The 26071-nt window shown below is 47.6% G+C and carries 22 protein-coding genes; 18 read left to right on the top strand and 4 right to left on the bottom strand.

The features are described 5' to 3' along the window. Complete coding sequence (gene lolD / locus LEUMU_RS0112085; RefSeq protein WP_022952548.1) at nucleotides 1–693, top strand: lipoprotein-releasing ABC transporter ATP-binding protein LolD; 693 nt, start codon at nucleotides 1–3, stop codon at nucleotides 691–693. Nucleotides 694–696: 3 nt separating this feature from the next. Here lolD and LEUMU_RS25845 read toward each other — a convergent pair whose 3' ends face one another. Then, nucleotides 697–1239 carry a DUF2062 domain-containing protein gene (locus tag LEUMU_RS25845; RefSeq protein WP_022952547.1) on the bottom strand — a complete coding sequence of 181 codons (543 nt, stop codon included), beginning with the start codon at nucleotides 1237–1239 and terminating at the stop codon, nucleotides 697–699. 145 nt (nucleotides 1240–1384) lie between these two features. Here LEUMU_RS25845 and LEUMU_RS25840 point away from each other — a divergent pair, with 145 nt between their 5' ends. From LEUMU_RS25840 to msrA, 7 genes are all read left to right on the top strand, one after another. Then, the gene (locus LEUMU_RS25840) at nucleotides 1385–3736 is read left to right on the top strand and encodes a DNA internalization-related competence protein ComEC/Rec2 (protein WP_022952546.1); all 2352 of its coding nucleotides are present in this window, start codon (nucleotides 1385–1387) and stop codon (nucleotides 3734–3736) included. A 207-nt stretch (nucleotides 3737–3943) separates the two neighbouring features. Beyond that, nucleotides 3944–5032 (top strand): TRAP transporter substrate-binding protein, encoded by a 1089-nt coding sequence (locus tag LEUMU_RS0112070; RefSeq protein WP_022952545.1) that lies wholly within the window; start codon nucleotides 3944–3946, stop codon nucleotides 5030–5032. A 103-nt stretch (nucleotides 5033–5135) separates the two neighbouring features. Then, nucleotides 5136–6140 carry a TRAP transporter small permease subunit gene (locus LEUMU_RS25835; RefSeq protein ID WP_040503973.1) on the top strand — a complete coding sequence of 335 codons (1005 nt, stop codon included), beginning with the start codon at nucleotides 5136–5138 and terminating at the stop codon, nucleotides 6138–6140. Then, nucleotides 6140–8809, top strand: a complete 2670-nt coding sequence (locus tag LEUMU_RS0112060) for an SLC13 family permease (protein ID WP_022952543.1) — start codon at nucleotides 6140–6142, stop codon at nucleotides 8807–8809. Before LEUMU_RS25835 ends, LEUMU_RS0112060 begins: the two co-directional genes overlap by 1 nt. Nucleotides 8810–8908: 99 nt before the next feature. Further along, a complete protein-coding gene (nfsA, locus tag LEUMU_RS0112055; RefSeq protein WP_026744711.1) occupies nucleotides 8909–9646 on the top strand; it encodes an oxygen-insensitive NADPH nitroreductase in 738 nt (245 codons plus the stop codon). A gap of 122 nt (nucleotides 9647–9768) precedes the next feature. Then, a complete protein-coding gene (locus LEUMU_RS0112050; protein WP_022952541.1) occupies nucleotides 9769–9984 on the top strand; it encodes a hypothetical protein in 216 nt (71 codons plus the stop codon). 213 nt (nucleotides 9985–10197) lie between these two features. Continuing rightward, nucleotides 10198–10818: a peptide-methionine (S)-S-oxide reductase MsrA gene (gene msrA, locus LEUMU_RS0112045; RefSeq protein WP_022952540.1), complete on the top strand. Its 621-nt coding sequence runs from the start codon at nucleotides 10198–10200 to the stop codon at nucleotides 10816–10818. Here the strand turns inward: msrA and LEUMU_RS25830 are convergent. Both LEUMU_RS25830 and LEUMU_RS0112035 read right to left on the bottom strand, forming a co-directional pair. Next, nucleotides 10815–11780, bottom strand: coding sequence for a GGDEF domain-containing response regulator (locus tag LEUMU_RS25830; RefSeq protein ID WP_022952539.1), 966 nt, complete (start codon nucleotides 11778–11780; stop codon nucleotides 10815–10817). The two genes, msrA and LEUMU_RS25830, sit on opposite strands and share 4 nt — an antisense overlap. Before the next feature lie 242 nt (nucleotides 11781–12022). Beyond that, nucleotides 12023–12646, bottom strand: a complete 624-nt coding sequence (locus LEUMU_RS0112035) for a DUF4360 domain-containing protein (RefSeq protein ID WP_022952538.1) — start codon at nucleotides 12644–12646, stop codon at nucleotides 12023–12025. 240 nt (nucleotides 12647–12886) lie between these two features. Between LEUMU_RS0112035 and cysE the strand changes: the two genes are divergently transcribed. The 5 genes from cysE (at nucleotide 12887) to LEUMU_RS0112010 (ending at nucleotide 17895) form a co-directional block, all read left to right on the top strand. After that, nucleotides 12887–13702: a serine O-acetyltransferase gene (cysE, locus tag LEUMU_RS0112030; protein ID WP_022952537.1), complete on the top strand. Its 816-nt coding sequence runs from the start codon at nucleotides 12887–12889 to the stop codon at nucleotides 13700–13702. Between the two features lie 42 nt (nucleotides 13703–13744). Then, nucleotides 13745–15088: an MATE family efflux transporter gene (locus tag LEUMU_RS0112025; protein ID WP_022952536.1), complete on the top strand. Its 1344-nt coding sequence runs from the start codon at nucleotides 13745–13747 to the stop codon at nucleotides 15086–15088. Nucleotides 15089–15243: 155 nt separating this feature from the next. Beyond that, entirely contained in the window at nucleotides 15244–15903 is a 660-nt protein-coding gene (locus tag LEUMU_RS0112020) for a peroxiredoxin (protein ID WP_022952535.1), read from the top strand. Nucleotides 15904–16064: 161 nt separating this feature from the next. Continuing rightward, nucleotides 16065–16829: a DUF1311 domain-containing protein gene (locus LEUMU_RS0112015; protein WP_022952534.1), complete on the top strand. Its 765-nt coding sequence runs from the start codon at nucleotides 16065–16067 to the stop codon at nucleotides 16827–16829. A gap of 4 nt (nucleotides 16830–16833) precedes the next feature. Then, nucleotides 16834–17895 (top strand): AraC family transcriptional regulator, encoded by a 1062-nt coding sequence (locus tag LEUMU_RS0112010; protein WP_022952533.1) that lies wholly within the window; start codon nucleotides 16834–16836, stop codon nucleotides 17893–17895. Here the strand turns inward: LEUMU_RS0112010 and LEUMU_RS25825 are convergent. Continuing rightward, nucleotides 17819–18490, bottom strand: coding sequence for a TetR/AcrR family transcriptional regulator (locus LEUMU_RS25825; RefSeq protein WP_022952532.1), 672 nt, complete (start codon nucleotides 18488–18490; stop codon nucleotides 17819–17821). The two genes, LEUMU_RS0112010 and LEUMU_RS25825, sit on opposite strands and share 77 nt — an antisense overlap. Nucleotides 18491–18593: 103 nt before the next feature. On the opposite strand from LEUMU_RS25825, the gene LEUMU_RS0112000 reads away from it, so the two are divergent. The 5 genes from LEUMU_RS0112000 to fadB all read left to right on the top strand — a co-directional run bounded on the left by LEUMU_RS0112000 (nucleotide 18594) and on the right by fadB (nucleotide 26064). Further along, nucleotides 18594–19433: a crotonase/enoyl-CoA hydratase family protein gene (locus LEUMU_RS0112000; RefSeq protein WP_022952531.1), complete on the top strand. Its 840-nt coding sequence runs from the start codon at nucleotides 18594–18596 to the stop codon at nucleotides 19431–19433. Between the two features lie 122 nt (nucleotides 19434–19555). Then, nucleotides 19556–21589 carry an NADPH-dependent 2,4-dienoyl-CoA reductase gene (locus LEUMU_RS0111995; protein WP_022952530.1) on the top strand — a complete coding sequence of 678 codons (2034 nt, stop codon included), beginning with the start codon at nucleotides 19556–19558 and terminating at the stop codon, nucleotides 21587–21589. A gap of 127 nt (nucleotides 21590–21716) precedes the next feature. Continuing rightward, nucleotides 21717–23519: an acyl-CoA dehydrogenase C-terminal domain-containing protein gene (locus tag LEUMU_RS0111990; RefSeq protein WP_022952529.1), complete on the top strand. Its 1803-nt coding sequence runs from the start codon at nucleotides 21717–21719 to the stop codon at nucleotides 23517–23519. 46 nt (nucleotides 23520–23565) lie between these two features. Then, nucleotides 23566–23880 carry an SCP2 sterol-binding domain-containing protein gene (locus LEUMU_RS0111985; RefSeq protein WP_022952528.1) on the top strand — a complete coding sequence of 105 codons (315 nt, stop codon included), beginning with the start codon at nucleotides 23566–23568 and terminating at the stop codon, nucleotides 23878–23880. A gap of 27 nt (nucleotides 23881–23907) precedes the next feature. Next, nucleotides 23908–26064, top strand: a complete 2157-nt coding sequence (fadB, locus tag LEUMU_RS0111980; protein WP_022952527.1) for a fatty acid oxidation complex subunit alpha FadB — start codon at nucleotides 23908–23910, stop codon at nucleotides 26062–26064. Nucleotides 26065–26071 lie beyond the last annotated feature (7 nt).

The following is a 26071-nucleotide window of genomic DNA, read 5'->3' as shown; positions in this document are numbered from 1 at the left end:
ATGAGTGAAGTTGAAACAATAATTGCCTGCGAAGGCCTGCGTAAGCGTTTTGTGGAAGGCAAGCTGGATGTTGAAGTCCTGAAAGGGGTGGATCTGGATATTAAAGCAGGCGAGAAAATCGCGATTGTCGGTAGTTCCGGTAGTGGTAAAAGTACCTTGCTGCACCTGTTAGGTGGTTTGGATTTGCCAAGTCAGGGCTCTGTCACGGTCATGGGCAAAGATATGGCGAGCCTATCGGATGCTGATCGTGGTATTTTGCGTAATGAGTCGCTGGGATTTATTTACCAATTCCATCATTTGCTGGCTGAGTTTACCGCGCTGGAAAATGTGGCGATGCCATTACTAATCCGTGGTTTGGAGGTGGCAGAGGCAACTAAGCAAGCGACTGATTTGCTGGTGAAAGTTGGATTGGGTTCACGCATTCAACATAAACCAGGACAGCTATCCGGTGGTGAACGTCAGCGTGCGGCGATTGCGCGGGCGATGGTCACTAAACCTGCGGCGATTCTTGCCGATGAGCCAACGGGTAACTTGGATGAGAAAACGGCCTTGCAGATTTTTGATCTGATGCAAGAGTTGAATGACTCCTTGAAAACAGCCTTCATCATTGTTACTCATGATCTGGGTTTGGCTGAAAAAATGGATCGTCAGTTCAAACTGACAGATGGCCATTTGACCACCTTCGAGTCTTAAGTCTTACTCGGTATCGCTCTTGTTTAAATCATTACAAGGGCGATTGGCGCGGTGCTTGAGCTTGGTGTGAATGTTGTAACGCCACAGTGCCTGAATCGTAAAAAAGCCCAGCATTGAGCTAAACAGTGCTAGCAAGAAGCATCCCATAAATAAGGGTTGCCAGATTTCACCCATGCGTTGCGTCAGCCAATGCATGCTCAATTCCATTGAGAACTCGCCAGCCGGCAGTGATAGCACCAAATTCCCTAGCTTATACGCAAAATAAAACATCGGTGGAATAGTGATCGGGTTGGTAATAAATACCAAGGCGACTGAAAGCGGTAGGTTCGCGCGAAGCAGCAATGCACAAGCTGCCGCAACCAAGGTTTGGAATGGGAACGGAAGCCACATACAAAACAAACCAATGGCAAATGCTTTGGAAATTGAATGGCGATTGAAGTGCCATAAATTCGGTTGGTGTAACCGCTCTCCTAAGAACCCCAGTCCAGGGGTATCACGGATCCGTTTAGGGTCCGGGGAGTAACGTTTGAAAAACTTCCTTGGCATGCTTAGTGCACCAGGTTTATGTGTTTATAGAGTGATACGCCATTGCACAGTATTGGTTAAGCTATAGTGCAACTAGCCTACGTTACAGTGACACTTTGCTGCGATTGTCTGTAGTGTTACATCTCTAAAAGGTTAAAGTCTAATAATGCGCATGACGGCTTGCGGATTATTGTTGGGTAGTCTGCTGGTCCTGTCGGAAGCCGCGCTGCTGAATTCTAGTCTGATCACGATTATATTGCTAGTGACGCTATTTACCTCAATGTACCTACTGTATCGGCGGGTATCGTCATGGCTTATCGGTTTGCCAATGTTGATCGTTGGTTTTTGTATTACTTCCTTAGTTGCTTCTTGGCAACTTGATCACGCTTTTCCCGCAGAGCTGGAAGGTCAGAGCCTACAGCTGGACGGCACGGTTGTTAGCTTAGTGGATAAAAGCGAGCAGGGTATCCGCTTTTTGTTTAAAGTTGATGACTCAGAGTTGCTAGATACAAAATCCTCAGCAGTAAATGCTGATTCGGTATTGGCTCAGCAGTGGTCCGGCTTGGTCAGATTAGGCGTTTATCAAAACCCTCCACCAATTAAAGCCGGTGAACGTTGGCGACTTGAAGTGCGGCTAAAGCGTCCTAACGGCTTTGCCAATCCTAGCGGTTTCGATTATGAAAAATGGCTATTCTCGCAAGGCATTATGGCGACAGGCTATGTTCGCAGTTCTTCAGTAAATAAGCGAATAGAGACAGCGCCTTGGTATTCCATTCACGCTTGGCGTGCACAAATATATGATCAAATAACTCGGCTAGTAACTCGGGAAGAGTCTCAAGCCATTATGTTGGCTTTAACGATTGCGGATAAGAATTTATTAAGTACTGAGCAGTGGGATACCTTACGGGCAACCGGTACCAATCACCTAATGGCCATTTCCGGCCTGCATATCGGCTTAGTGGCAGGCTTTGGTGTGTTATTAGTCTGGGCAGTCTGGTGGTGTTTTCCACAGCTGAGTTTATGGATTCCTCAACGCATTGCTGGCAGTGTGCTTGGCGTAGTGCTAGCGACCGTTTATGCCTTGCTGGCAGGATTTACGATTCCCACTCAGCGGGCATTGGTGATGGTTATTGTGGCCTTAGTGCTGATGGCATACCGCTATCATTATTCTCCATCACGCGTCTTAGCGCTGGCCATGATCGCCGTGATTCTTTGGGACCCATTGGCTGTCATGAGTGTTGGCTTTTACCTCTCTTTTGCTGCGGTAGGCTTTATCCTTTGGACTTTATCTCGCAGTGCTCAGGCTCCGAAATTTCAGATGCTGCGCTTACAGGCCGCGCTATCCTTGTTGATGCTGCCATTAGGGTTGTTGTTTTTTGGTGAAGGCTCCTTGGTGTCGCCGATTGCTAATTTAATTGCCATCCCTTGGGTGTCTTTAATTGTGGTGCCGTTTAGCTTGTTGGCTGTGGTACTGGCGACTATTAATGAACCGCTGGCGGTATTCGTCTTTCAGTTTGTCGCACTTCACTTGGATGGTTTATTTGTTGTGCTGGATGCACTGGCTGCTTTACCGCATGCCACCGTGCATTTCTCGCATCTGCCTTTGTGGTTATCACTAGGTATTTTGTTGGCGGGTATTTTATGGCTGCTACCGCGTGGTTTAACTTGGCGTTATGCATCAGGGTTATTGTTGTTACCACTGCTACTGTTTCAGGTCGTTCGCCCATCGCAATCGGGTGATTTTTGGCTAACGGTGCTGGATGTGGGGCAGGGCTTATCGATTGTTGTGGAAACCTCCGGACATACGCTGGTGTACGATACGGGTGATAAAACCAGTGATAGTTTTGACCTTGGGCGAATGGTGTTGGTACCTTATTTGCAGCATCGAGCGATTGAGTCAATTGATACGTTGATTGTGTCACATGATGATCGTGACCACTCGGGCGGCCTGCAATCGGTGTTGAAAATGATGCCAGTTGAGCACTTTTACAGTAGTCGTGATGGCTTAACCCCAGAGCGCAATAATTTACTGTGCCAGCAAGGCCAGTCATGGCAATGGGATGGTGTGCAGTTTGAGTTTTTGCACCCGTTGGAAGATGCCGAAGGGAGTGATAATGACCTCTCCTGCGTGCTAAAAATCAGTAATAATGAGCAATCTGTCTTACTCACCGGCGATATCCATAAAAAAGCGGAAAAGAGTCTACTTAAGCTGTCATCCGACCAGTTGCAATCCTCGATTGTATTAATGCCACATCATGGCAGTAATAGCTCGTCAACCAAGGCATTTATCAAAGCGGTTAATCCGGAGTGGGCACTGGCTTCAGCAGGCTATCGTAGTCGTTACCGACACCCTCATCCTAAAGTGTTAGCGCGTTATAATGATACTGGAGTGTCAGTTTTAAGTACTGCCTTGCACGGTGCGCTGCAATTTAGAGTTGAAAATTCAAAAAAACTGGTCAGACCAATAACTTACCGACAGCGACAAGCGCGCTTTTGGACCCGAAAGAATGTTGAATAATTACTGCAAAACGTCTTTTCAGAGGCTGATTTTAGTTTTCTTGAGCTTGTTTTGAGGAACGCTAGTCTTTCGCCAGTTGCCCGTTTTACTTTCCTCCACTGATAGGCAATAATAGATTCGTTAGAAGAGATTAAGTGGTTCAGTCCGGCTCAGGTTTGTCCAGGCCGCTGATGTTTCATATAAGATTAAAATAGGAAGAGGATCCACATGAATAGACGTGACGTATTGAAAGGTGCTGCATTTGGGGCTGTTGCCGCTGCTGGCACAGTTGCTGCACCGGCGATCGCTAAAGAGCGTATTGAAGTGAATATGGTCTCCACCTGGCCTCGTGATTTTCCAGGTTTGGGAACAGGCGCACAGCGTTTTGCAGAGCGCGTAACTGCGATGAGTGATGGCCGTATTCAGATCACTTACTATGCAGCGGGCGAGCGTGTTAAGCCATTCGACTCCTTCGATGAAGTGGCATCTGGTAACGCACAAATGTACCACGGTGCTGAATACTACTGGAAAGGTAAGCATCCTGGTTTTGCATATTTCACAGCGGTACCATTTGGTCTGACCGCAACAGAAATGAACGCTTGGATTCGCTTTGGTGGCGGACAAGAGTTGTGGGACAAATTGGCCGGTGATTTTGGCGTTAAAGGCCTGATGTGCGGTAACACCGGCGTCCAGATGGGCGGTTGGTTCCGTAAAGAAATTAAATCTGCAGACGACCTGAAAGGTCTGAAAATTCGTATGCCTGGTCTGGGCGGCGATGTTATGTCTAAGTTGGGCGCATCACCGGTTTCTCTGCCTGGTGGACAGATTTATGAAAACTTGGTGTCTGGCGCGATTGACGCGACCGAGTGGGTTGGTCCTTGGAATGACCAAATCATGAAACTGTATGAAGCGGCTAAGTTCTACTACTACCCTGGAATGCACGAGCCTGGCGCAATGCTGTCGATCGGCATGAACAAGAAGTGGTGGGATGGTTTGTCTAAGGCAGATCAACTGTTAATCGAAGCAGCAGCATCCATGGAAAATGACGTGATGTTGTCTGAGTACAATGCGAAAAACGGTGCGGCACTGAAAGCATTGGTTAATGAGCAAGGCGTTAAGCTGCGCGCATTTAGTGATGACGTTTACGATAGCTTCGGTGAAGCGGCTGATGAAGTGTTTGAAGATGTTAAGAAGCACAGCCCATTGGCAAAAGAAATCCACGAAAGCTTTGTAGCGGCGAGAGCAGATATTGGTGCTTGGGCTAAGATCTCTGATCAGGCTTACGTATCACAGCGTAACCGTGTACTGGGGCTGTAAGCTTCAGGATTGATTGAAACTAAACGGGGCCTTGTTGCTCCGTTTAGTTTTTCTGGCGTTCATTTACTGCTAAGCCACTGTTTGTCTTAGGGGCATATACTCGATGATGATAAATTCCGTACCCAGATCCCGCCGGTTCTGGCGATCTGCTTCTGCGCTAATGGTATCAGCGATCTTGCTGTTTCTGTTTAGCCGCTACCTGATGTTTTGGTTAGACGTTCCCGGTGTGGATAAGCTCATCGGGCATTTTGGTCAAGCCAATGAAACTCTGACAGTCACAGAACTCATGGAAACCGTTGGTTTCCTCGTATTTAGTGTGCTGGTCTTTGTCTACTTACTGAGAAAAATCGCTAAGTCTCCCGAGGTTACCTTGTTGGATGACTCTGAGCGTTACTCCCGTTGGGCTGCTTATTTGGTTAGAGCGGCTTTCTGGTCAATCTTTTTGATTGGTTTGGCAGACACTGTTATCTCATTTTTACGGGTCGAAAATTTACTGGTCGGTGTAGCTGGTGAAGAGTTGGCACAAAATCTGGACCAAGCCCGTTGGCGTGGAATATGGGTTCATTACCCGCTCATTCTCGTTTCAATGGTTATTGCTTGGTTTAGTCGGTCACTAGGTTTTATCTGGTTAGCCTTTTTAGTGGTAATGGCTGAGTTCGGCATCGTACTCTCTCGTTTTATCTTCTCCTACGAACAAGCCTTCATGGGTGACTTGGTGCGTTTTTGGTATGCGGGTCTGTTCCTGTTTGCCAGCGCCTATACCTTGGTTGAGGGCGGTCATGTTCGGGTGGATGTTGTTTATGCGGGTCTGAGTCGACGCGCCAAAGCATGGGTGAATACAGTTGGTTGTATTTTACTGGGCTTACCGTTGTGTTGGACCATTCTGACACTGGGCATGGATACTAAACAAAGTAGCCTGATCAGCCCGATTATTAATTTTGAAATGTCACAGAGCGGCTACGGCTTATTTGTGAAGTATCTGATGGCGGCTTTCTTGGTCGTGTTTGCCGTGTCGATGGCATTTCAGTTTGTTAGTTACTTGCTCAGCAACGTCGCCATCTTGGTGAACGAACAGGGCGCGGATGTAATCGGGGTTGAGGAAGAATAATGGAATTAGTCTTTTTAGGAATACTTTTCCTACTGATGATCACGGCGTTGGTGTCCGGCTTTCCGGTCGCCTTTGCCTTACCCGGCTCCGCCATCGGAGCGGTTTTGCTGGCAGCCGGTGCCGGTTATTTATTTGAAGGGGATGTAAGCGCCTATTTTGCGCAGGATGGGCCAACCCAGTGGCTAAGTGCCGGGGTCACCAACTTCCGAAGTCTCTACTGGATTGTTGAACGCGATACCTTGATTGCTATTCCTTTGTTTATCTTTATGGGAATCATGCTGCAGCGTTCAAAAATTGCTGAAGATTTATTGGTCGCAATGGCGCAGCTGTTCGGCCCAATTCCGGGCGGACTAGGTATCTCAGTAGTATTTGTAGGAGCCTTGCTGGCTGCGACTACCGGTATCGTGGGTGCAACCGTAATTGCCATGGGGCTGATTTCGCTCCCGGCAATGATGCGCAACAACTATTCCAAATCGCTGGCGACCGGAACCATCTGTGCTTCCGGAACGCTGGGGCAAATTATCCCGCCATCGATTGTATTAATCATTTTGGCAGATCAGTTGTCGAGCGCAGCCGATCAAGCGAATACTGCACGTAAAGTGTTGTACCGTGAAAATACCGGCGAATTCTCCATGCCATCGCATTTTGATGTGGTATCGGCGAGTGCCGGTGACATGTTCATGGGAGCTTTAATTCCGGGTGCAATTTTGGTTGGTTTGTACATGTTGTACATTCTGGTCATTGCCTGGATTAAGCCGAGTATGGCGCCTCCTGTGCCTTATGAAGGTGAGTACGATGCGCGTTTCTTACGTAATATCCTGTTGGCGTTAGTTCCACCACTGACTTTGATCTTTGTGGTATTGGGCTCAATTCTTCTAGGTGTTGCAACCGTTAACCAAGCCGGTGCGATTGGTGCGGTTGGTGCCATGATTATGGCCGGCTACCGCTTGTATGGTGGGCGCTGGACAACGTTTTTACCGGGGCTTATCGCCTTGGTATCGGTACTGGCGATTGCATATTTACGCAGCAAGCACGATCTGAATATTCGTAATGTGCAAAGTGAAGAAGAGCGTCAGGCGATTATCTATGCGGGTATTGCAGTCGGTGGTTTGCTATTTGCCATTGGCTGGAGCGCATGGCGTATTTACCGCATTGACAACACCTTGTCAGAAGTCATGATCGAAACCGCTAAAACCACTTCCATGGTATTCATCATCCTGATTGGTGCGGCAATGTTGACCTCTGCATTTCGTGCGTTCGGTGGTGAAGAGCTGGTTAAGCATTATCTGACGGGCTTACCGGGTGGTTTCTGGACTCAGTTCCTGGTGGTCATGCTGGTTATCTTCCTGCTGGGATTCTTCCTCGACTTTATTGAGATTGCTGTCGTTGTAGTGCCAATTGTTGCGCCAATTCTGCTGGCTAACCCAGAAGCGAATATTACTGCGGTATGGTTAGGTGTGATGATTGGTTTGAATATTCAGACCTCGTTCTTAACGCCACCATTTGGCTTCGCCTTGTTTTATCTCAGGGGGGTGGCAGATAAAACCATTCGCACCATGGATATTTACAAAGGGGCCAGTGTGTTTATTGGTTTGCAGATTTTAGGTTTGGCGATTGCGGGTTACTACCCAACACTGGTGAACTACCTGCCAAATCGTACGCATCTGTTATCAGATACAGCACCGCCACCAATGAATCCTAAGATCCAAGGTTGTCTAGAAGACTATGTAATCGAGGAGTATGCGAATAACGAGGAGACAATCCGGGCAGCGATTCAAACTGCTCAGAAGTTGGATATCTCTTATTTGCCAGCTGATTTGCAGCAGAGCTTTAAAGAGAGCACTAATGATGCCGCACGCAGCTTTGATCTGATGGCTGAGACGGCTCGGGTTCGTCAGGAGCTGGATGACTATGCGCCTGAATACGCACCGATTCATAGAAACGTGCGCACCATTGAGCGAGATGCTAAGCGAATCGAAGCAGGCATTAAGGATCTGGAAACTGAGATCAAGTCACTTACTTATACTGCTGGCGACCAGAGCACTGCAACGGCAGTTATGGAAGCTCAGGTGGCTTCGCTAAAAGAAGATCGTGAAAAGCTGTTGGCGACGATTCCTGATACTTGGGAAGCGGCTCGTGCACGTTATATTGAGCTTCAGGATAATCTCTCCAAGGCGCAACGTAAGTATTACAGCACGACTGATACGGCATATGAGCAGACTCGAAACATTCGTGATGTAATAGCCTCAACACCAGCGCTTAAGGTGTTCCGACCTGAGCTGGATATGTTGGCTGAGACCATTACGCATGCGCCACAAGAGCCTGCAATGGATACCATCAAAACGGTTGAAGATCGTTTAGGTGATATTGCCGGTGCTAGCGCCATCAAGTCGAACCTCTCCAGAGCGCGTCGTGCTCTGAAAAAGGATGACTCTGAAGAAGGGCGTACTGCAGCGATCAAGTTCCAGAAAAAGGCGATTGAGATCTATGAGTCTGAAATGGTCTGGCGCTTAAGGGCTGAAAAAGAGCTAGCACCTGCATTAGCAACGTATGATGCGGCGATCTCTAAGACGATTGGTGTGAGATCTCAAGCGCGCTTAACGGACGATCAGGCTAAGCAAATTGCTATGTGTCAGTCTTCGCACAAGGATGTTTCACTAAGCTTCTAATCGCTTGTGTGAACCGCTAAGTGTTGGTTACGCCTTCTTGCTCTTTAATCCAGAACAAGAGGGCGTTTTTATTAATGTATGTTATGTAGATAGATGATTATGAATCCTGTTACTGAAGCCCAATTACGCCACCGTTCAATTCGCCAGTACTCTGGCAAGCCGATTGAGGAAAGCCTGTTAGTTAGCTTAATTCAAAGCGCTCAGGGTGCAGCATCATCCAGTTTCGTGCAGGCTTACTCTTTGGTTCAGGTAAGCTCGTCCGAAACCCGGGCTAAAATTGCAGCGCTGGCTGGTGGGCAAAAGTGGATTGAATCTGCCGCTGAGTTTTTGGTGATTTGTGCGGATTTAAGTCGCGTCGAGTATTGCTGTGAGCAGCAGGGCATGGGACGTTTAGAAGGCTATGCAGAGCACTTCTTAACTGCAACGGTTGATGCATCGCTGATGGCGCAGAATTTGATGCTGGCGGCAGAGTCTGAAGGTTTAGGTGCGGTGTTTATTGGTGGTATTCGTAATGACCCAAGTCAGGTATCTGAGCTGCTAGAGTTGCCAGATCAGGTCTACCCAGTCTTTGGTCTATGCTTAGGTTGGCCAGACGCTGAGCCGGATTTGAAGCCACGTCTTCCGGTGGATGTGATCTTGCATCGTGAAAAATATGATGCCAGTCGCTGCGAGCAGGATGTGCAAGCGTATGATGCGCAAATGCAAGCCTATTACCAAGCGCGCGGGTCTAATCAAAAGCTTACAAATTGGTCAGCACAAACAGCCGCAGCAGTACAGCAAAAGAAGCGTATACACATGCTGAGTTTTCTGCAGGATCGTGGATTTTTAAAGCAGTAATAAGTGGTCGCTTTTCTTTGATGGATGGTGCTGTTAAACTGATTAGGGGATTAAGACAAATTCCCTAATGATCATTTTTAAGTGATCGAAGTGTTAAATTATTTCAATAGCAGGTGGAGAATATGAAAATTAAAGGTCTTGTAGCAATCGCATTAGCAAGTGTGTCACTGACTGCCTACGCAGCAATGGATTCACAGAACACAGCAAAAGTTCCGCCTAAGCCAATCATGGTTGAGCATACTCATCCTGAAAATGCATGTTTCTATGCAGTAACTCATTCTCATGGTCCTGAGCTGGGTGGTCCTGGTCATAACCATGGTAAGGTTTGTGGCAAATAATCATTCTATCTGAATGATAAGCACAGGCTAAATAAGAGCCGCTCTTTTGGGAGCGGCTTTTTTATGGCTAAAAATTGATGGTTAAAGATCAAATTGGGGAAGGGCTAACCTTCAAATGACACTGAACCAAAACAATCTTTGCCTAGTCAAAAATCCAAGTCCTGATTCTATACGTATAACTATTAATATTAAAGAATATCAACTGGAGTTGTTATGACCTTAAGAGCGATTTTGACCACAACCTTTACGGCAGCATTGAGCCTTGGAGCACTTTCTATCCCTAGCCACGCGGCAACTCAGACTTTAATCGTTGCAGGTGGTTGCTTCTGGTGCGTTGAGTCAGACTATGAAAAGGTCGATGGAGTCTCGGATGTGGTGTCCGGTTACATTGGCGGAACCGTAGAAAACCCAACGTATAAGCAAGTTTCAGGTAAAAAAACAGGTCATTACGAAGCAGTAAAAATCACGTTTGATGATCAAAAAGTGCAGCTACGCACCTTGCTTGATTATTTTTGGAAGACGATTGATCCAACGGATGCAAGCGGACAATTCTGCGATAAAGGTAGCCCGTACAAAACAGGCGTGTTCTACCAAAACGAAGCTCAAAAGCAAGTAGCAGAAGCCTCTTTGGCGGCAGTGAAAGCCAATAAGCCATTTACAGCACCGATTGTGACGGAGTTGTTACCGGCTAAAACGTTCTACCTTGCGGAAGGCTATCATCAGGATTATTACAAAAAGAATCCGATCCGCTACAGTTATTACAGAAGTAGCTGTGGTCGCGATAACCGTATTGAGCAGCTATGGGGTGAGGTTGCTAGCAAAAAGCATCATTAATTACTGGCTTTAGCCGGTGATAATACAGCACTGAAGTGAGAGGCTTTATTGCGGCCAGTGTCCTTGGAGATATACAAGGCCTGGTCCGCTTCACTTAATAACTCGGTATAGACTAGCGAGACTTCCAAGTCTTCTTCTACATCGTAGGTCATTGTGGCGACGCCAATGCTGATCGTCAGCGGTCGTTTGGGCCATTGATAAGACTCGATTGCACTGCGAACTTCCTCAGCACAGATATTCGCTCCCTGAGCATCGGTATTGGGTAGGATAATTGCAAATTCCTCACCACCAAAGCGGGCAACATAATCACTACCACGGCTGCTGCTTTTAAGCAGTTTCGAGACGCGTTGCAGCGCAGTATCACCTTCTATATGGCCGAAGGTGTCGTTATAGGATTTGAAAAAATCCACATCAATCAGCAGGAGTGAGAGTGGCTGTCTGGTACGAAGAGAAAATAATATATTATCTTCTAAGCGGGCTTGAAAAGCTCTGCGGTTAAATAGCCCCGTGAGACTGTCCGTGGTTGCGATGCCTTGCAGCTTACGGTTTGCACGTTCCAGTTCGATATTTTGCTGAGCTAATGATTGCTCAAGATCCATAATGCGTTTAGCAGAGCGCAAGCGTACTTCTAGCTCTTCGCTGTTGATTGGTTTATTGGCAAAGTCATCAGCACCGGCTGCAATCCCACTGATTAAATTAGTTCTTCCGGACATGCCCGTCAATAAAATAATATAGATGTAGTTGGGAAACGCTTCATTACGAATGCGTTCACACAGGCCCAATCCATCCAGTCTTGGCATCATCCAATCACTGATTACTATCTGAAAATCCTGACCATCCTGTAGTAATGTCCATGCCTCTTCACCATCACCTGCTGTAGTGACAGTATGGCCAAGTTTTTCAAGTACGGACTTGATAATCAGGCGTATGTCTTTGGCGTCATCTACAACAAGAATATTCATATAGTTTAAATTTTAGTTTTTTAATTAATAAGAGGGCGTGGCTATGCGCACCAAAATATATCGCATTAATTATAATATGCTGAATGTGGGTTGGAGTCGAGTCATTGGCTGTTTGGTATTAAGTAGCAAGTGTCGTTAATTTGTTCATTTTAAAAGCGAATTTTGATAAGACCTGATATTTGGAGCATAAAAAAGGCACCTTATCGAAATAAGGTGCCTGAGTTATCTCAAAACGTTACGGCTTAGCTGCAAGTTCTGTATTGGAAATTGTACTTGAAGGTTGTCTTGGTGGTTAAGTCAACTGAGTCGACCGTTAGCATCGCTTCGTTGCCGCGATTGGTTCGTACTGAAGCGGCTGTCTTGGAGCGCAGGATTACCGAAGCGCCACAAGGAGACCATACGTTAGCCATCACACCCAAGCGGTCCTTGATCAGGTAGTCATCACTCTTCTGACCATTCCAGTTAGACTTTAAGCTTGGGCCACGAGCGCCAGCGAAAAAGTAGTCGCGAGAGAAGTCTGCACGAGCACCACGAGGCAGATCCATAAAGCCACGGTAGTCTGCATCAATCAGCGATACGCTAATACCATTCGGGACTTTTAAGCTAAATGCGATATCACATTTCATCCGTGAAAACGTGCGTTGGCCCTGGCCGCCGGCTTCTGCGATGTACTCATCAAACAATACCGAAACACTTTGCTTGTCTGGTGAAATCGTGACTGAGGCAGAGCCTGCAGGACAACCATTTCCGCCGTAGCCGACATCTTGCAGAGTTACATTACTCAGATCTGGATTAGCATGCGCAGATTGTGCTGCAGCCATAACTAATAATGATGTCACTAAAATCGTTTTGCTTTGCTTTAACATGTAGAACTCCCAAAAACTTTGTGTGAATGATTAACTCGTTGGTATTGCTTCAAGAGCGTTGTAATGACTCTCAGATCATTTCATTGCATCCTTACCAACATATAGCGCAAAGTCTCAGAAAGGAAGCTCACGAAAAAAAACTATTTTTCATCGGGGTGATGAAAGGTCATACCGCATAGTCTGTGCGGAGTCGGTTATACTTAGCGCCCTAATCCGGTAGCGATCAAAAGAGAGATAACGATGAGTTCACGTAGCGTGTGGGAAACCCTCAAACAAGAAGCTGATGATGCCATTAAAGCAGAGCCTTTACTGGCCAGTTATATCTACTCCTGTGTGCTCAATCACAGTAGTTTTGAGGCGAGTTTGAGCTTTATTTTGTCGAATAAGATTGCGGATAATGTCATGCCATCGATGGCAATCCGTGACTTATTTGTGGGAGCCTACAGCAACTGCCCGGATGTGATTAATTATGGAAAGCATGATCTAAGGGCCGTATTCGATCGCGATCCTGCGATTTATTCGATGCTAACCGTCTTATTAAACCTTAAAGGTTATCAGGCTATTCAGTCGCACCGCCTCGCGCATTGCCTGTGGAATGATAACCGCAAAGACTTGGCCATGTTTATCCAAAGCCGTAACTCGGAAGTGTTTGGCGTGGATATTCACCCCGCCAGCCGCATTGGTAAGGGTGTCATGTTTGATCACGCTACCGGCATTGTGGTGGGTGAAACGGCCGTGATTGAAGATGATGTTTCTATCATGCAGCAAGTCACCCTAGGTGGAACTGGTAATGAGACCGGAGATCGTCATCCAAAAATTCGCTCCGGCGTATTGATTGGAACGGGTGCTACAGTACTGGGAAATATTGAAGTCGGTCGTGGCGCTAAAATTGGTGCAGGTAGTGTAGTGCTAAGCTCGGTACCACCACACACGACAGTAGTGGGTGTGCCAGCGGCGATTGTTGGTCGTCCGGATTGTGACTCCCCATCGCGCTCCATGCAGCAAAATATTTATGATAATGATTTCGATTGCCCAGAGGGCGTGATCAAGAAGTGAGTCTAATCTGTTGTCTATAAACTTTCAGGTCGTTGGATAATTATGTCCGTTGAGCAGTTTCCAGCAACTCAGCGCGAGTGGCATTGGCGAGTCCTAATGTTGGCTTGGCCTATCATTGTGTCGAATCTTTCGGTGCCGTTGGTGGGACTGGTCGATACCGCCGTCGTTGGCCAATTACCCGACCCTAAATACATGGGCGCGGTCGCTATCGGTGCGACCATTTTTAGTAGCGTGTTTTGGGTGTTTGGCTTTCTGCGAATGGGGACAACTGGCTTTGTGTCTCAGGCTGCCGGAGCAGGGGATCAGCAGGAAGTTAGCTACAGCGTGCTGCGTCCGATGTTGATTGCGGTGGTGCTGGGCTTGCTGCTAATCCTATTGCAACAACCCATTGGTTGGTTGGCGATGCGCCTAATGAGCGCTGGCGATAGCGTGACTGCGGTGGTTGAAAGTTACTATGCCATCCGGATTTTCAGCGCACCGGCAACCTTGGTGAATTACTGTATTTTGGGCTGCCTGATCGGCATGCAGCGAATGCGCTTGGCACTAGTGCTGCAGCTTATTCTCAATGGCGCAAACCTGTTTCTGGATATCTTGTTTGTGCTGTATCTGGGTTGGGATTCCGATGGCGTCGCACTAGCCTCGGTGATTAGCGAATACCTCGCTGCATTGGTCGGGCTTTGGTGGTTACGGGAGCTACTGTTTCCGAAATGGCTGCGTCAAAGTGTGAGCTGGGGTGTGTTGCTTAACCAAGAACGATTACGCGCCTTATTTGAAGTGAATGGCAATCTGTTCTTGCGGACTCTGTTATTAACCAGTGCTTTCTTCTTTTTCACCGCGCAAAGTGCCCAATTTGGTGTGGTGGTGCTGGCGGCGAATGCCCTGCTGATTAATCTATTACAAATGCTGGCTTATGGCTTGGATGGTTTTGCGCATGCGGCAGAAGCCCTAGCCGGTGGCGCTTATGGTGCGAAACGCCGTACGGCATTCCAGCAGGCTGTTATCAGTAGCACCTTATGGGCTGCCGTTATGGCATTATTAATCTGCCTGATTTATGCGGTCGCAGGGCCCTCCATTATCAACCTGATGACGGTAAATACTGAGGTGATCGCTATCGCTAACCAGTATTTACCATGGATGATTGCCGCACCAATTATCTCAGTCTGGAGCTATCAATTCGATGGGATTTTCATCGGCGCGACTAAAACCAAGGCCATGCGCAATACCGTAGCATTGTCATTACTGATTTATGTCGTGTTGGCTTTGGTCTTAATTCCACAATGGGGTAATCAAGGCTTATGGTTTAGCTTGATGACCTTTATGGCACTCAGGGGAATCACTCTGGGCATGGCTTACCCCAAGCTGGTTAAGCAGCATGAGTGGCGCTGAGGGTGTATATGTTAAAACTAATTAAAAGATTTTAACTTATCGATGTATCGCTTTTTAAGATAATGAATTGATTATTGGTCATAGCTGAAAGCCTTCAATCTTCAGTGATTGTCGGTAGAATGCCGTCATCAATTGAATGATTAACAGGAAATATTATGTCATTGCGTATTAACGATATTGCACCAGATTTTACAGCGGTAACTACACAAGGCCCAATCAACTTTCACGAGTGGATCGGCGACGGTTATGCGATTTTATTTTCTCACCCAAAAGATTTCACACCAGTTTGCACCACAGAGCTTGGCTACGCAGCAAAGCTTGAGCCTGAGTTCGCGGCACGTAACACGAAGCTAATCGGCTTGAGTGTTGATGCAGTTGATAACCACGCGTCTTGGGCAGCAGACATTGAAGAAACTCAAGGTTCTGCCGTTAAGTTCCCAATGATCGCAGACACTGATCTGAACGTGGCTAAGCTGTACAACATGCTGCCAGCAGACGAGTCTGGCTCAACAGAAGAGCGTACTCCAGCGAACAACGCGACTGTTCGTACTGTCTTCATCGTTGGCCCTGATAAGAAAATCAAACTGACCATGACTTACCCAATGAGCGCGGGTCGTGATTTCAATGAAATCCTACGTGTATTAGAAGCGATTCAAGTTGGTGAGAAGTACGGTGTAGCGACGCCGGTTAACTGGAAAAATGGTGATGATGTAATCATTCCACCAACAGTGTCTAACGAACAAGCAGCCGCTTTGTACCCTGAAGGCTTCAGAACGCTTAAGCCTTACCTGCGTTATGTGAAGCAGCCAGGTTAATCTAAGGCGCTAGCCAAGTAACACGCTAGCAAATTAGTCAGCCACAGGCAGACCAAGAGCACCATTGATTTATAATCATGGTGCTTTTTTTATGGAATTTTTGACGGTATAAATCGTCTATACTGAACCTACTTCTCCCGAAGCCAACACGAGTGTTCACTATGAAACGATTTTTAGTCCTGAATTTGTTCAGTCTGCTTGCCGCTATGTTTTTGACAGTCCCGGCGTTTGCTGATGAAACCGAGCTGGATGGCTTTAATGGCCGTATGCGAGTGATGGAGGCAGCAATCTCCGAGCGCGCAGGCAATATCCCCGGACAAATCGCGGCCTATAATACCTTGGAAGCTGCTTTAAAGCGTGAGCTCGATCGTGCCTTTGATCGGGTAATGACGCAAATGAAGCCCTCGCAGCGTGCCAATATGACCGAGTCCCAACACCTGTGGGATAGCCATCGCGATGCAGAATTTAAATGGATGGATCTGGCGCATAGTCCGGTAGAACCCAATAGCATTGAGCACCTCAGCATCCTGCAACTGCGTAACCTCATGCTCAATGCGCGAGTGATTCAGCTATACACCTATCTAAATACCTTACCGATTCAAGGTGTTGCCAAGCCGGCTCGCAGTCGTAACACCGATCCTGATAGTGGTGGGAATGACCTGAAAATTGCCACCTTCCGCGGTTTCTCGCTTGGTGATGGCGCGTGCTTTTTAGACCTCTTTGATGAAGACCGCAAACCCTTTACTGAAGTGGCTGACACCGCATTTTGCCAACGTGAAAGCGAGTTACTGGACAAAAAAGTCAGCTTAACTTATCGTCTGGGGTCACTCTCCAGTGCAGCCTGTTTAGAGTCTAGAGGCGCCTGTGATGATAATAATATGTTAATCATGGTGGTTGACGCCAAACCCATACGTCCTAGTCGCTAAGCTTATGAAACAACACACGGTTCCTGCCAGTTACGTTCGTCATTTGATGCTGCAAGTTGCCGAGCAAGGCTACGACGTGCTCGAAGTGATGGATTATGTTGGAATAAAGTCGCTGGATATTAGCGATGATCAGGAAGTGTCAGCCGAAATTTTCAGTGCCCTGTATCAGCGGATTATGTATATCGCACAGGATGAATATTTCGGCATGATCAGTGTGGGCAAGGTGCCAAATGGCACCTTCCGGATGATGTGTCTGGCGATTATCCACAGTAAAACGCTGGGGCAGGCGATTTCCCGCGCCAGCGACTTTCATGAGATTTGTCGTGGTGCGCGCATTAAGCCGAAGCTGGTGCGTCGTGGGCGTTATGCCAAAGTTTCATTTGCTGCTTTAACCAATATGGATGCGGAAGAAGCGGCGGCTTTTGTGAATAGCCAATCACCCGCGCAAATCATCACTTCGCTGTCGATGTGGCATCACTTTATCAGTTGGTTAATTGGTCAGCGGATTGAGCTAAAAGCGGCTTATTTTAACTTTCCGGAGTCAGACGGTTTGCCTAACAGTCGAGCCAGATTCCGTGCCGATGTGAAGTTTAACCAGCATGACACCGCCTTTGTGTTCCCATCTCGCTATCTGGATTATCCAGTGGTGCAGAATGAGAAAACGCTGCATGCCTTTTTGCAAACTGCGCCATATCAGTTAATTGTTATGGTGGGTAGTGATGATAGCTCATTGACCGAGCAGGTTATTTCATTGATTGGGCGTGACTTTAGCTTAGCACCGCCAAGTGCTGAATCGGTGGCTAAAACACTGAATATGTCAGTTTCAACCTTACGTCGGCGCTTGCTGGAAGAAGACACCACTTACCAAAAAATCAAAGATGAGTGCCGCAAGCAGTCAGCCATTGATTATATGAACTCACCACAGCTTTCGATTAACGATGTAGCAGGCTTAATGGGCTTTGATGAGCCATCGGCTTTTTTCCGGTCCTTCAAACGTTGGACGGGGATGACGCCGGGTGAGTACCGTCAGGGTGATGACTATCGCAAGAGTCTTGAGCGCCACTAAGCAGCATCATATGCACAGCGCTGCGGCCCATTTTCACAACATCTTGTTGATCGATATAGATCCCATCATTCGCCAATCGGCATAAGCCGTGCATGGTCGCCCAAGTGACTTGCGCAACACGTAAAGCGCTTTCTTGGCGGGTCAACAAGTCTGCGGCTTGCAAAGCTTCAATACGGATCAGCCACTGTTTAAACGTCTCCTTCGCTGCTTTTTCTAAGCTTGGCGTGGCTTGCTTATGCTTCCAGATATTACCGCCATACATCAGCTCATAATGCGCAGGGTGCTCAATCGCAAACTCAATATAGTGCTGCATCAATAACTCAAACTGTTCTGCCGCGTTGTCTGATGAGCTGTCGGGATTAAATTGGCCTACTCGTTCACGCTGCAATCGAAAACCTTCTTCGGCGATCGCACAAAGCAATTCATTCTTATCTTTATAGTGGTGGTAGGGCGCGGTACGAGAAACGCCAACATGATCGGCCAGCTTGCGCATCGACAATGCTTCCACGCCATGCTCCCGAATTAACTCGCTAGCAGTCGCAATTAAGCTCTGGCAAAGGTCACCGTGATGATAGTTTGATTTTTGTTTGCTCATTGTGCCAGCGTATCAATCTAACTTGACACCGTCAAGATAAGGCGATATTTTGATGCCCACTAGAGAAATAGCTCTGTCACGGGGCGCACTTGGAGGAAGCACGATGGCTTATCAATGTTTTGATATTGCAATCAACGATCACATTGCACAGTTAACATTTAACCGCCCGCAACAGCTCAATAGCATGAACAAACACTTCTGGCGGGAGTTCCCGCAGGCACTTGCGGAGATTGATCAGTCGGCTGAGGCGAGAGTGTTGATTATTTCCTCCACCGGTAAGCACTTTTGTGCTGGCATGGATTTATCGGTTTTCCAAAACCCTGACCCTAAAATGTTTGGCGGTGAGCCGGGCAGACGCGGTGAGCATGTGCGCCGCTTAGTGCAACAGCTTCAAGACTGCTTTACTCAAATGGAAAAGATGCGCATTCCAGTGCTGACCGCAATTCAAGGTGGTTGTATTGGTGGCGCGGTAGATTTGGTGTGTGCCAGCGACAGCCGCTATTGTACTGAGGATGCTTTCTTTACCATTAAAGAAACGGCACTCGGTATGACTGCAGATCTAGGGACTCTGCAGCGCCTTCCAAAACTCATTGCGCCGGGCTTAGCCCGTGAGCTGGCATTTACCGCTCGTAAGATGCCATCTGCAGAAGCGCTAAGCAGTGGCTTTGTCAATCAAGTCTTTTCTGATGCGGAAGCGCTACAACAAGGCGTGATGGCTGTTGCCAAGCAAATCGCCGAACATTCCCCATTAGCCGTTTCAGGCACCAAAACCATGATGAACTATGCCCGCGATCACAGCACTGCCGATAGCCTTGAATATATGGCGACTTGGCAGGCAGGCATGTTCCAGCCCAACGATTTAATGATCAGCATGGCGGCACAAATGCAGAAAAAGCCGGGCGAATTTGAACCGCTGCACCCAATTACTGAGCCGTTTGAATAAGGCTGCGAGGCCTGTGTAGTGCGGTCGATCAGTGACCAACCCTAATTTTATAAACGGGAATCAGCCAGCGCTTAAGGCGTGGCGATTTCTGCAAGCAATCAGCGATATTGCCGGAGAATTTTATGTCAACTTCCTATCCTCACTTACTAGAGCCTCTCGATTTAGGCTTTACGACCCTTAAAAACCGCGTTCTGATGGGCTCTATGCACTTAGGGCTAGAAGAAATGCCGAGTGGTTTTGAGCGCATGGCCGCGTTCTATGCAGAGCGTGCGCGTGGTGGCGTATCACTGATTGTTACCGGCGGTATCGGCCCAAACCCTGAAGGTGCAGTGCATGCGCATGCGGCAACTTTGGACTCTGAAGAGAAAGTGCCAAGCCACCAAATCATTACTGAGGCAGTACATGAAGCCGGCGGAAAAATCTGTATGCAGATTCTGCACACCGGTCGCTATGCTTATAACGTGAAATTGGTTGCGCCTTCTGCGATTCAAGCACCAATTAATATGTTCAAACCGCATGCGCTGACTGATGATGAAATCGAAGGGCAAATTCAGGCTTTCGTGAATTGCGCGGTCTTAGCTCAAAAAGCAGGTTACGACGGTGTGGAGATCATGGCATCTGAAGGTTATTTGCTGAATCAGTTTATCGTTAAGCACACCAATCACCGTGATGATGAGTGGGGTGGTGCGTATGAAAACCGCATTCGTTTGCCGATTGAAATTGTGCGCAGGGTGCGTGAACAAACCGGCACTGACTTCATTATCATTTTCCGCCTGTCGATGCTGGATTTGATTGAGGATGGAAGTAGTACCGAAGAAATCGTCGCCTTAGGCCAAGCCGTAGAAAAGGCCGGTGCTACCTTAATTAATACCGGTATTGGCTGGCATGAAGCACGCATTCCGACGATTGCAACCAAAGTACCGCGCGCTGCCTTTACTTGGGCATCAGCTCGGGTCCGTCAGGCTTTGTCGATTCCTGTCATTACCTCTAACCGGATTAATAGCCCTGAGGTTGCTGAAACTGTATTAGCCCGTGGCGATGCCGATATGGTTTCCATGGCGCGTCCATTTTTGGCCGATGCTGAGTTTGTGGTTAAAGCAGAACAGGGCCGTGCGGATGAAATTAATACCTGCATCGCCTGTAACCAAGCCTGTCTGGATCATGTGTTCGCGGGAAAACTCACTAGCTGCTTGGTGAACCCACGGGCTTGTCACGAAACAGAGATTAATTACTTGCCAACTGAAGCGCCGCTGCGTATTGCGGTTATCGGTGCAGGTCCTGCCGGCTTAGCCTTTGCTAGTGTGGCAGCCGAGCGTGGCCATCAAGTAACTTTGTATGATGCCGGTTCAGAAATCGGTGGGCAGTTTAATCTGGCCAAGCGCATTCCGGGTAAAGAAGAGTTTAATGAAACCCTGCGTTACTTTGGTAAGCAGCTAGAGCTTCATAATATTGAAGTCATTCTGAATCAGCGAGTGACGGCTCAAATGCTGCACGAAGCTGAGTATGATCAAGTCGTTGTGGCAACCGGCATCACGCCTCGCGAGTTAGATATTCCTGGGATTGATGATCCGAAAGTGTTGTCGTATATCGATGTACTAAAAGGTGCGCCAGTCGGTAAGCGTGTTGCCATTATTGGCGCGGGTGGAATTGGCTTTGATGTGGCGGAATTCCTGACCCATGAAGGTGATCACAGCAGCTTGAGCATTCCAGAGTTCATGGCCAAGTGGGGCGTGGATATGAGTGGTGAAGCTCGCGGCGGGGTTAAAAATATCCAAGCCAAAGAAGCACCATCGACTCGCGAAGTGTATTTGCTACAACGTAAGAAATCCAAAGTCGGCAAAAATCTGGGTAAAACCACGGGTTGGATTCATCGCGCAGGCTTACAGAAAAAAGGCGTGAAGATGTTCTCGGCGTGTGATTATCAAATGATCAATAAAGAAGGCTTGTCATTAACCATCGCAGGTGAGGCAACCAGCTTGGTGGTCGATAATGTCATTGTTTGTGCCGGTCAATTGTCGCAGCGCAGTTTGGCGGATGAATTAATTGATTTAGCGCCTGATTTAACCGTTCATGTGATTGGTGGCGCTGATGTCGCATCGGAACTAGATGCTAAAAGAGCGATCAATCAAGCCTGCCGTTTAGCGGCAGAGTGTTAATAGTTTAACGGTTTTCGCATAATATCTGAGTGATTGACTTTGTTATTAATATTGACAGGTTTTGTTATTGGCCAATGCACTTAAATAGCTGATTATTACTACATGATAAAAACACAGGTGAACAAAAATGCCAGAATATAAAGCCCCCCAGCGTGAAATGAAGTTTGTGCTTAATGAAGTTCTCAACATTGAGGAGCACTATCAGCGTCTGCCGGGTTGTGAAGAGGCAACTGCAGATGTGGTTGATGCGATCCTGGAAGAAGGCGCAAAGTTTTCAGAGCGTGTTTTATCGCCACTGAATCAGATTGGTGATAGTCAAGGCTGTAAGTTTGAAGATGGTGTTGTAACAACGCCAGATGGATTTAAAGAAGCGTACCAGCAGTTTGTTGAAGCAGGCTGGCCATCGCTGCCACATAAGCCTGAGTTTGGTGGACAAGGTCTGCCAGAGTCATTAGGCATTGTGATCAATGAAATGATTGGTACTGCCAACTGGTCTTGGAGTATGTATCCGGGCCTAAGCCATGGTGCAATGGCGACGATTGAAGAGCATGGTACTGAAGAACAAAAAGGTACTTACCTGACCAAGCTGATCAGCGGCGAGTGGACAGGCACGATGTGCCTGACCGAATCTCACTGCGGTACTGACTTGGGTATGATGCGGACTCGTGCAGAGCCTCAGGACGATGGTAGCTACAACCTGACCGGTACCAAGATCTTTATCTCGGCGGGTGAGCACGATATGGCTGAGAACATCGTGCACATCGTATTAGCACGTCTGCCAGATGCCCCAGCGGGTACTAAAGGTATCTCTCTGTTTATCGTACCGAAGTTTGTACCCGATGCTGATGGCAATGTTGCCGATCGCAATGGTGTGAGTTGTGGATCGATTGAGCACAAGATGGGTATTCACGGTAATGCGACGTGCGTAATCAACTTTGACGGCGCAAAAGGCTTCCTGATTGGCCCACCAAACCGTGGTCTGAACTGCATGTTCACCTTTATGAATGCGGCGCGTATTGGTACGGCGATTCAAGGTCTGGTCCATGCTGAAGCGGGTTTCCAAGGTTCATTAGCTTATGCTAAAGACCGTTTGCAGATGCGTGCTCTGACTGGCCCTAAGAATCCGGACGGCCCAGCTGATCCAATCATCGTTCACCCTGAAGTTCGCAAGATGTTGTTAACGCAGAAGGCGATTGCTGAAGGTGGCCGCGCAATGTGTTACTACACGGCGATGTTGATTGATACGACGAGCAAATCTCAGGATGCGTCTGAGCGTGAAGATGCAGACCAGTTACTGGCCTTGTTGACGCCGATTGCTAAAGCATTCCTGACTGAGCTTGGCTTTGAATGTGCTAACCACGGTATGCAGATCTTTGGTGGTCATGGTTATATCGCTGAATGGGGCATGGAGCAAAACGTGCGTGATAGCCGTATTTCTATGTTGTACGAAGGGACTACACAGATTCAGGCACTGGATTTATTAGGTCGTAAAGTCCTGATGACTCAAGGCGCGTCACTGCGCAAGTTCACTAAGATTATCCACAAATTCTGTAAAGAAGAGTCTGGTAATAAAGCACTCAAGCCTTTCGTCAAGCAGTTGTCTGAGATGAATAAGGAATGGGGCGACCTGACGCTGAAAATCGGTATGAAAGCGATGAAGAATCGCGACGAAGTCGGTGCAGCATCGGTTGATTACCTGATGTATTCCGGTTATGTAACAATGGCTTATTTGTGGCTTCGTATGGCGAAAGTGGCACAAGAGAAGCTGGACAGCGGTGCAGATGACGCTGACTTCTACAAAGCTAAAATGATAACGACGCGTTTCTACTTTGAGCGCATACTGCCTCGTACACGTGGTTTAGTTGAAACCATGTTATCCGGCGCAGACAACTTGATGGCAATGGACGAAGCACTGTTCAGCGTTGAGTAAATCGTTAACAAAATAATGCAGCAATAAATTTTACGAGGAATTGATCATGAGTAATGTAAGCGAAATTTTCAAGAAAATGGGCGAGAGCTTTGATGCGGATGCAGCATCTGGCGTTGAAGAGGTCTTTCAATTCGATATCGATGATGAGATGTGGCATGCAGTGATTGATGATGGCACTTGCGTCATCGTTGAAGCTGAGCACGATGACCCGAGTGTAACGCTGACCATGGATGCTGAGACCTTGGCTGAAGTGATGAATGGCGAGACTGATGGCATGCAGGCATTCATGGCGGGTCGTATCAAAGCGACTGGCAACATGATGTTGGCAACCCAACTGGCGACGATCTTCCCAGTTGCTTAAATCCTCATTGGTTCACGGAGAAAAAACATGTTAATGGAAGGTAACTCCATTCGCGTAGAAGCCCTGGAATCCGGCTTCTACGAGGTCAACTTTGACCTTAAAGATAGCGCGATCAATACGTTAAACCGCAAAACACTGGGTGAGTTGCGCGAAGCGGTTGATCTGCTGATGAAGCAAGATGATATGCGCGGTGTGCTGCTAAGCAGTGCTAAAGACGCATTTATCGTCGGTGCGGACATCACAGAATTTTCTGAAATGTTCAATGCTGAGGAGTCAACGATTACTGACTACCTCGCAGAGATCAATAAACTCTTCAACGACATTGAAGATCTGCCTTGCTCGACGGTTGTGGCAATTAACGGCATTGCTTTTGGTGGTGGTTTTGAGCTGTGTTTATCAGCGGATTACCGTGTCATGGCGCAAGGCGCCAAAGTTGCATTGCCAGAAGTGAAGTTAGGTATCTACCCAGGTTGGGGTGGTACGGTAAGACTGCCACGCTTAATTGGTATTGATAATGCCAATGAGTGGATTTGTGGCGGTGGCGAGAATAAAGCGGATGCTGCTTTGGCTGTTGGTGCGGTAGATGCCGTGGTTGAGCCTGCAAACTTACGCGCTTCTGCGCTTCAGTTATTAAGTGATTGCGCTGAAGGCGTATTTGACTACAAAGCACGTCGTACTGAAAAACAAAGCCCTGTTCTATTGAATAATATGGAACAAATGATGGCCTTTGAAAGTGCACGCGGTTTTATCGGTGCTAAAGCAGGTCCTCATTACCCAGCGCCAATGCTGGTGTTAAAGACGATTGAAAAGTCATGCACCATGACACGCGATAAGGCCCTTTTGGTTGAAGCGAAAGGCTTTGCGAAATTGGCAACGAACAGCGTAACAGCCTCATTAGTGGGCTTGTTCCTGAAAGATCAGCGCGTTAAGAAAGTCGCTAAGCAATACACAGCGACTGCAGAGCCTGTTAAGCAGGCGGCGGTATTGGGTGCTGGAATCATGGGTGGCGGTGTAGCGTATCAATCTGCTTCACGTGGCACTCCGATTCTGATGAAAGACATCAATGAGCCAGCGTTGCAGTTGGGTCTGGATGAAGCCACCAAATTGCTTGGTGGACAGCTTAAGCGTGGTCGTATTGACGCGGTTAAGATGGCGCAGGTCATCACCAAGATTACTCCAACACTGAGCTATGGCGATTTTAATCGTGTGGACTTAGTGGTTGAAGCGGTTGTTGAGAATGTAAACGTCAAGAAAGCGGTATTGGCAGAAGCTGAAAAGCATCTGAAAGCGGATGCGGTTTTAGCTTCTAACACATCAACCATCTCTATTACTGAGTTGGCTAAAGGTTTGGAGCGTCCTGAGCAATTCTGTGGAATGCACTTCTTTAACCCAGTACACAGAATGCCACTGGTTGAAGTTATCCGCGGTGAGAAGACCTCTGAGGCAACCATTGCTCGCACGGTAGCCTATGCACAAGCCATGGGTAAGACGCCGGTTGTTGTGAATGACTGCCCGGGCTTCTTGGTTAACCGTGTATTGTTCCCTTACTTTGGTGGCTTCTCTGGCTTGCTAGAGTCTGGTGCTGACTTTACTCGCGTGGATAAAGTGATGGAGCGCTTCGGCTGGCCAATGGGCCCTGCGTATCTGTTGGATGTGGTCGGTATTGATACCGCGTTCCATGCAGATGCAGTAATGGCTGAAGGCTTCCCTGATCGCATGGCGCACAGCAATGAAAATGCAATCGACCGCATGTTCAAGTTGGAGCGTTTTGGTCAGAAGAACCAGAAAGGTTTCTACCGTTATGAAACGGATCGTCGCGGCAAACCTAAGAAAATTGCTGATGAAGCAGTTCCTGAGTTGTTGTCCGGTGTATTAGGTGAAGCGCGTGAGTTTGATGATCAGGAGATCATTGAGCGCATGATGATTCCATTGTGCATTGAAACCGCTCGCTGTGTGGAAGAGGGCATTGTTGCCTCGCCAGCAGAAGCGGATATTGGTTTGATCTACGGTATTGGTTTCCCTCCATTCTTGGGCGGCGCGATGAACTACATGGATCAGATGGGTCTGAAAGCATTCTGCGAAATGGCAGATAAGTATGCTGACTTAGGTCCTATGTACACACCAACGGATGCAATGCGTGAAATGGCAGCCAATGGCAGCACTTACTTTCCGGCAGCAGGCTAAGAGGATA

The sequence above is a fragment of the Leucothrix mucor DSM 2157 genome, assembly GCF_000419525.1.
Taxonomy (GTDB): domain Bacteria; phylum Pseudomonadota; class Gammaproteobacteria; order Thiotrichales; family Thiotrichaceae; genus Leucothrix; species Leucothrix mucor.
Note: the sequence above shows the minus strand (reverse complement) of the source record. Positions and strands in the feature narration are given on the sequence as shown.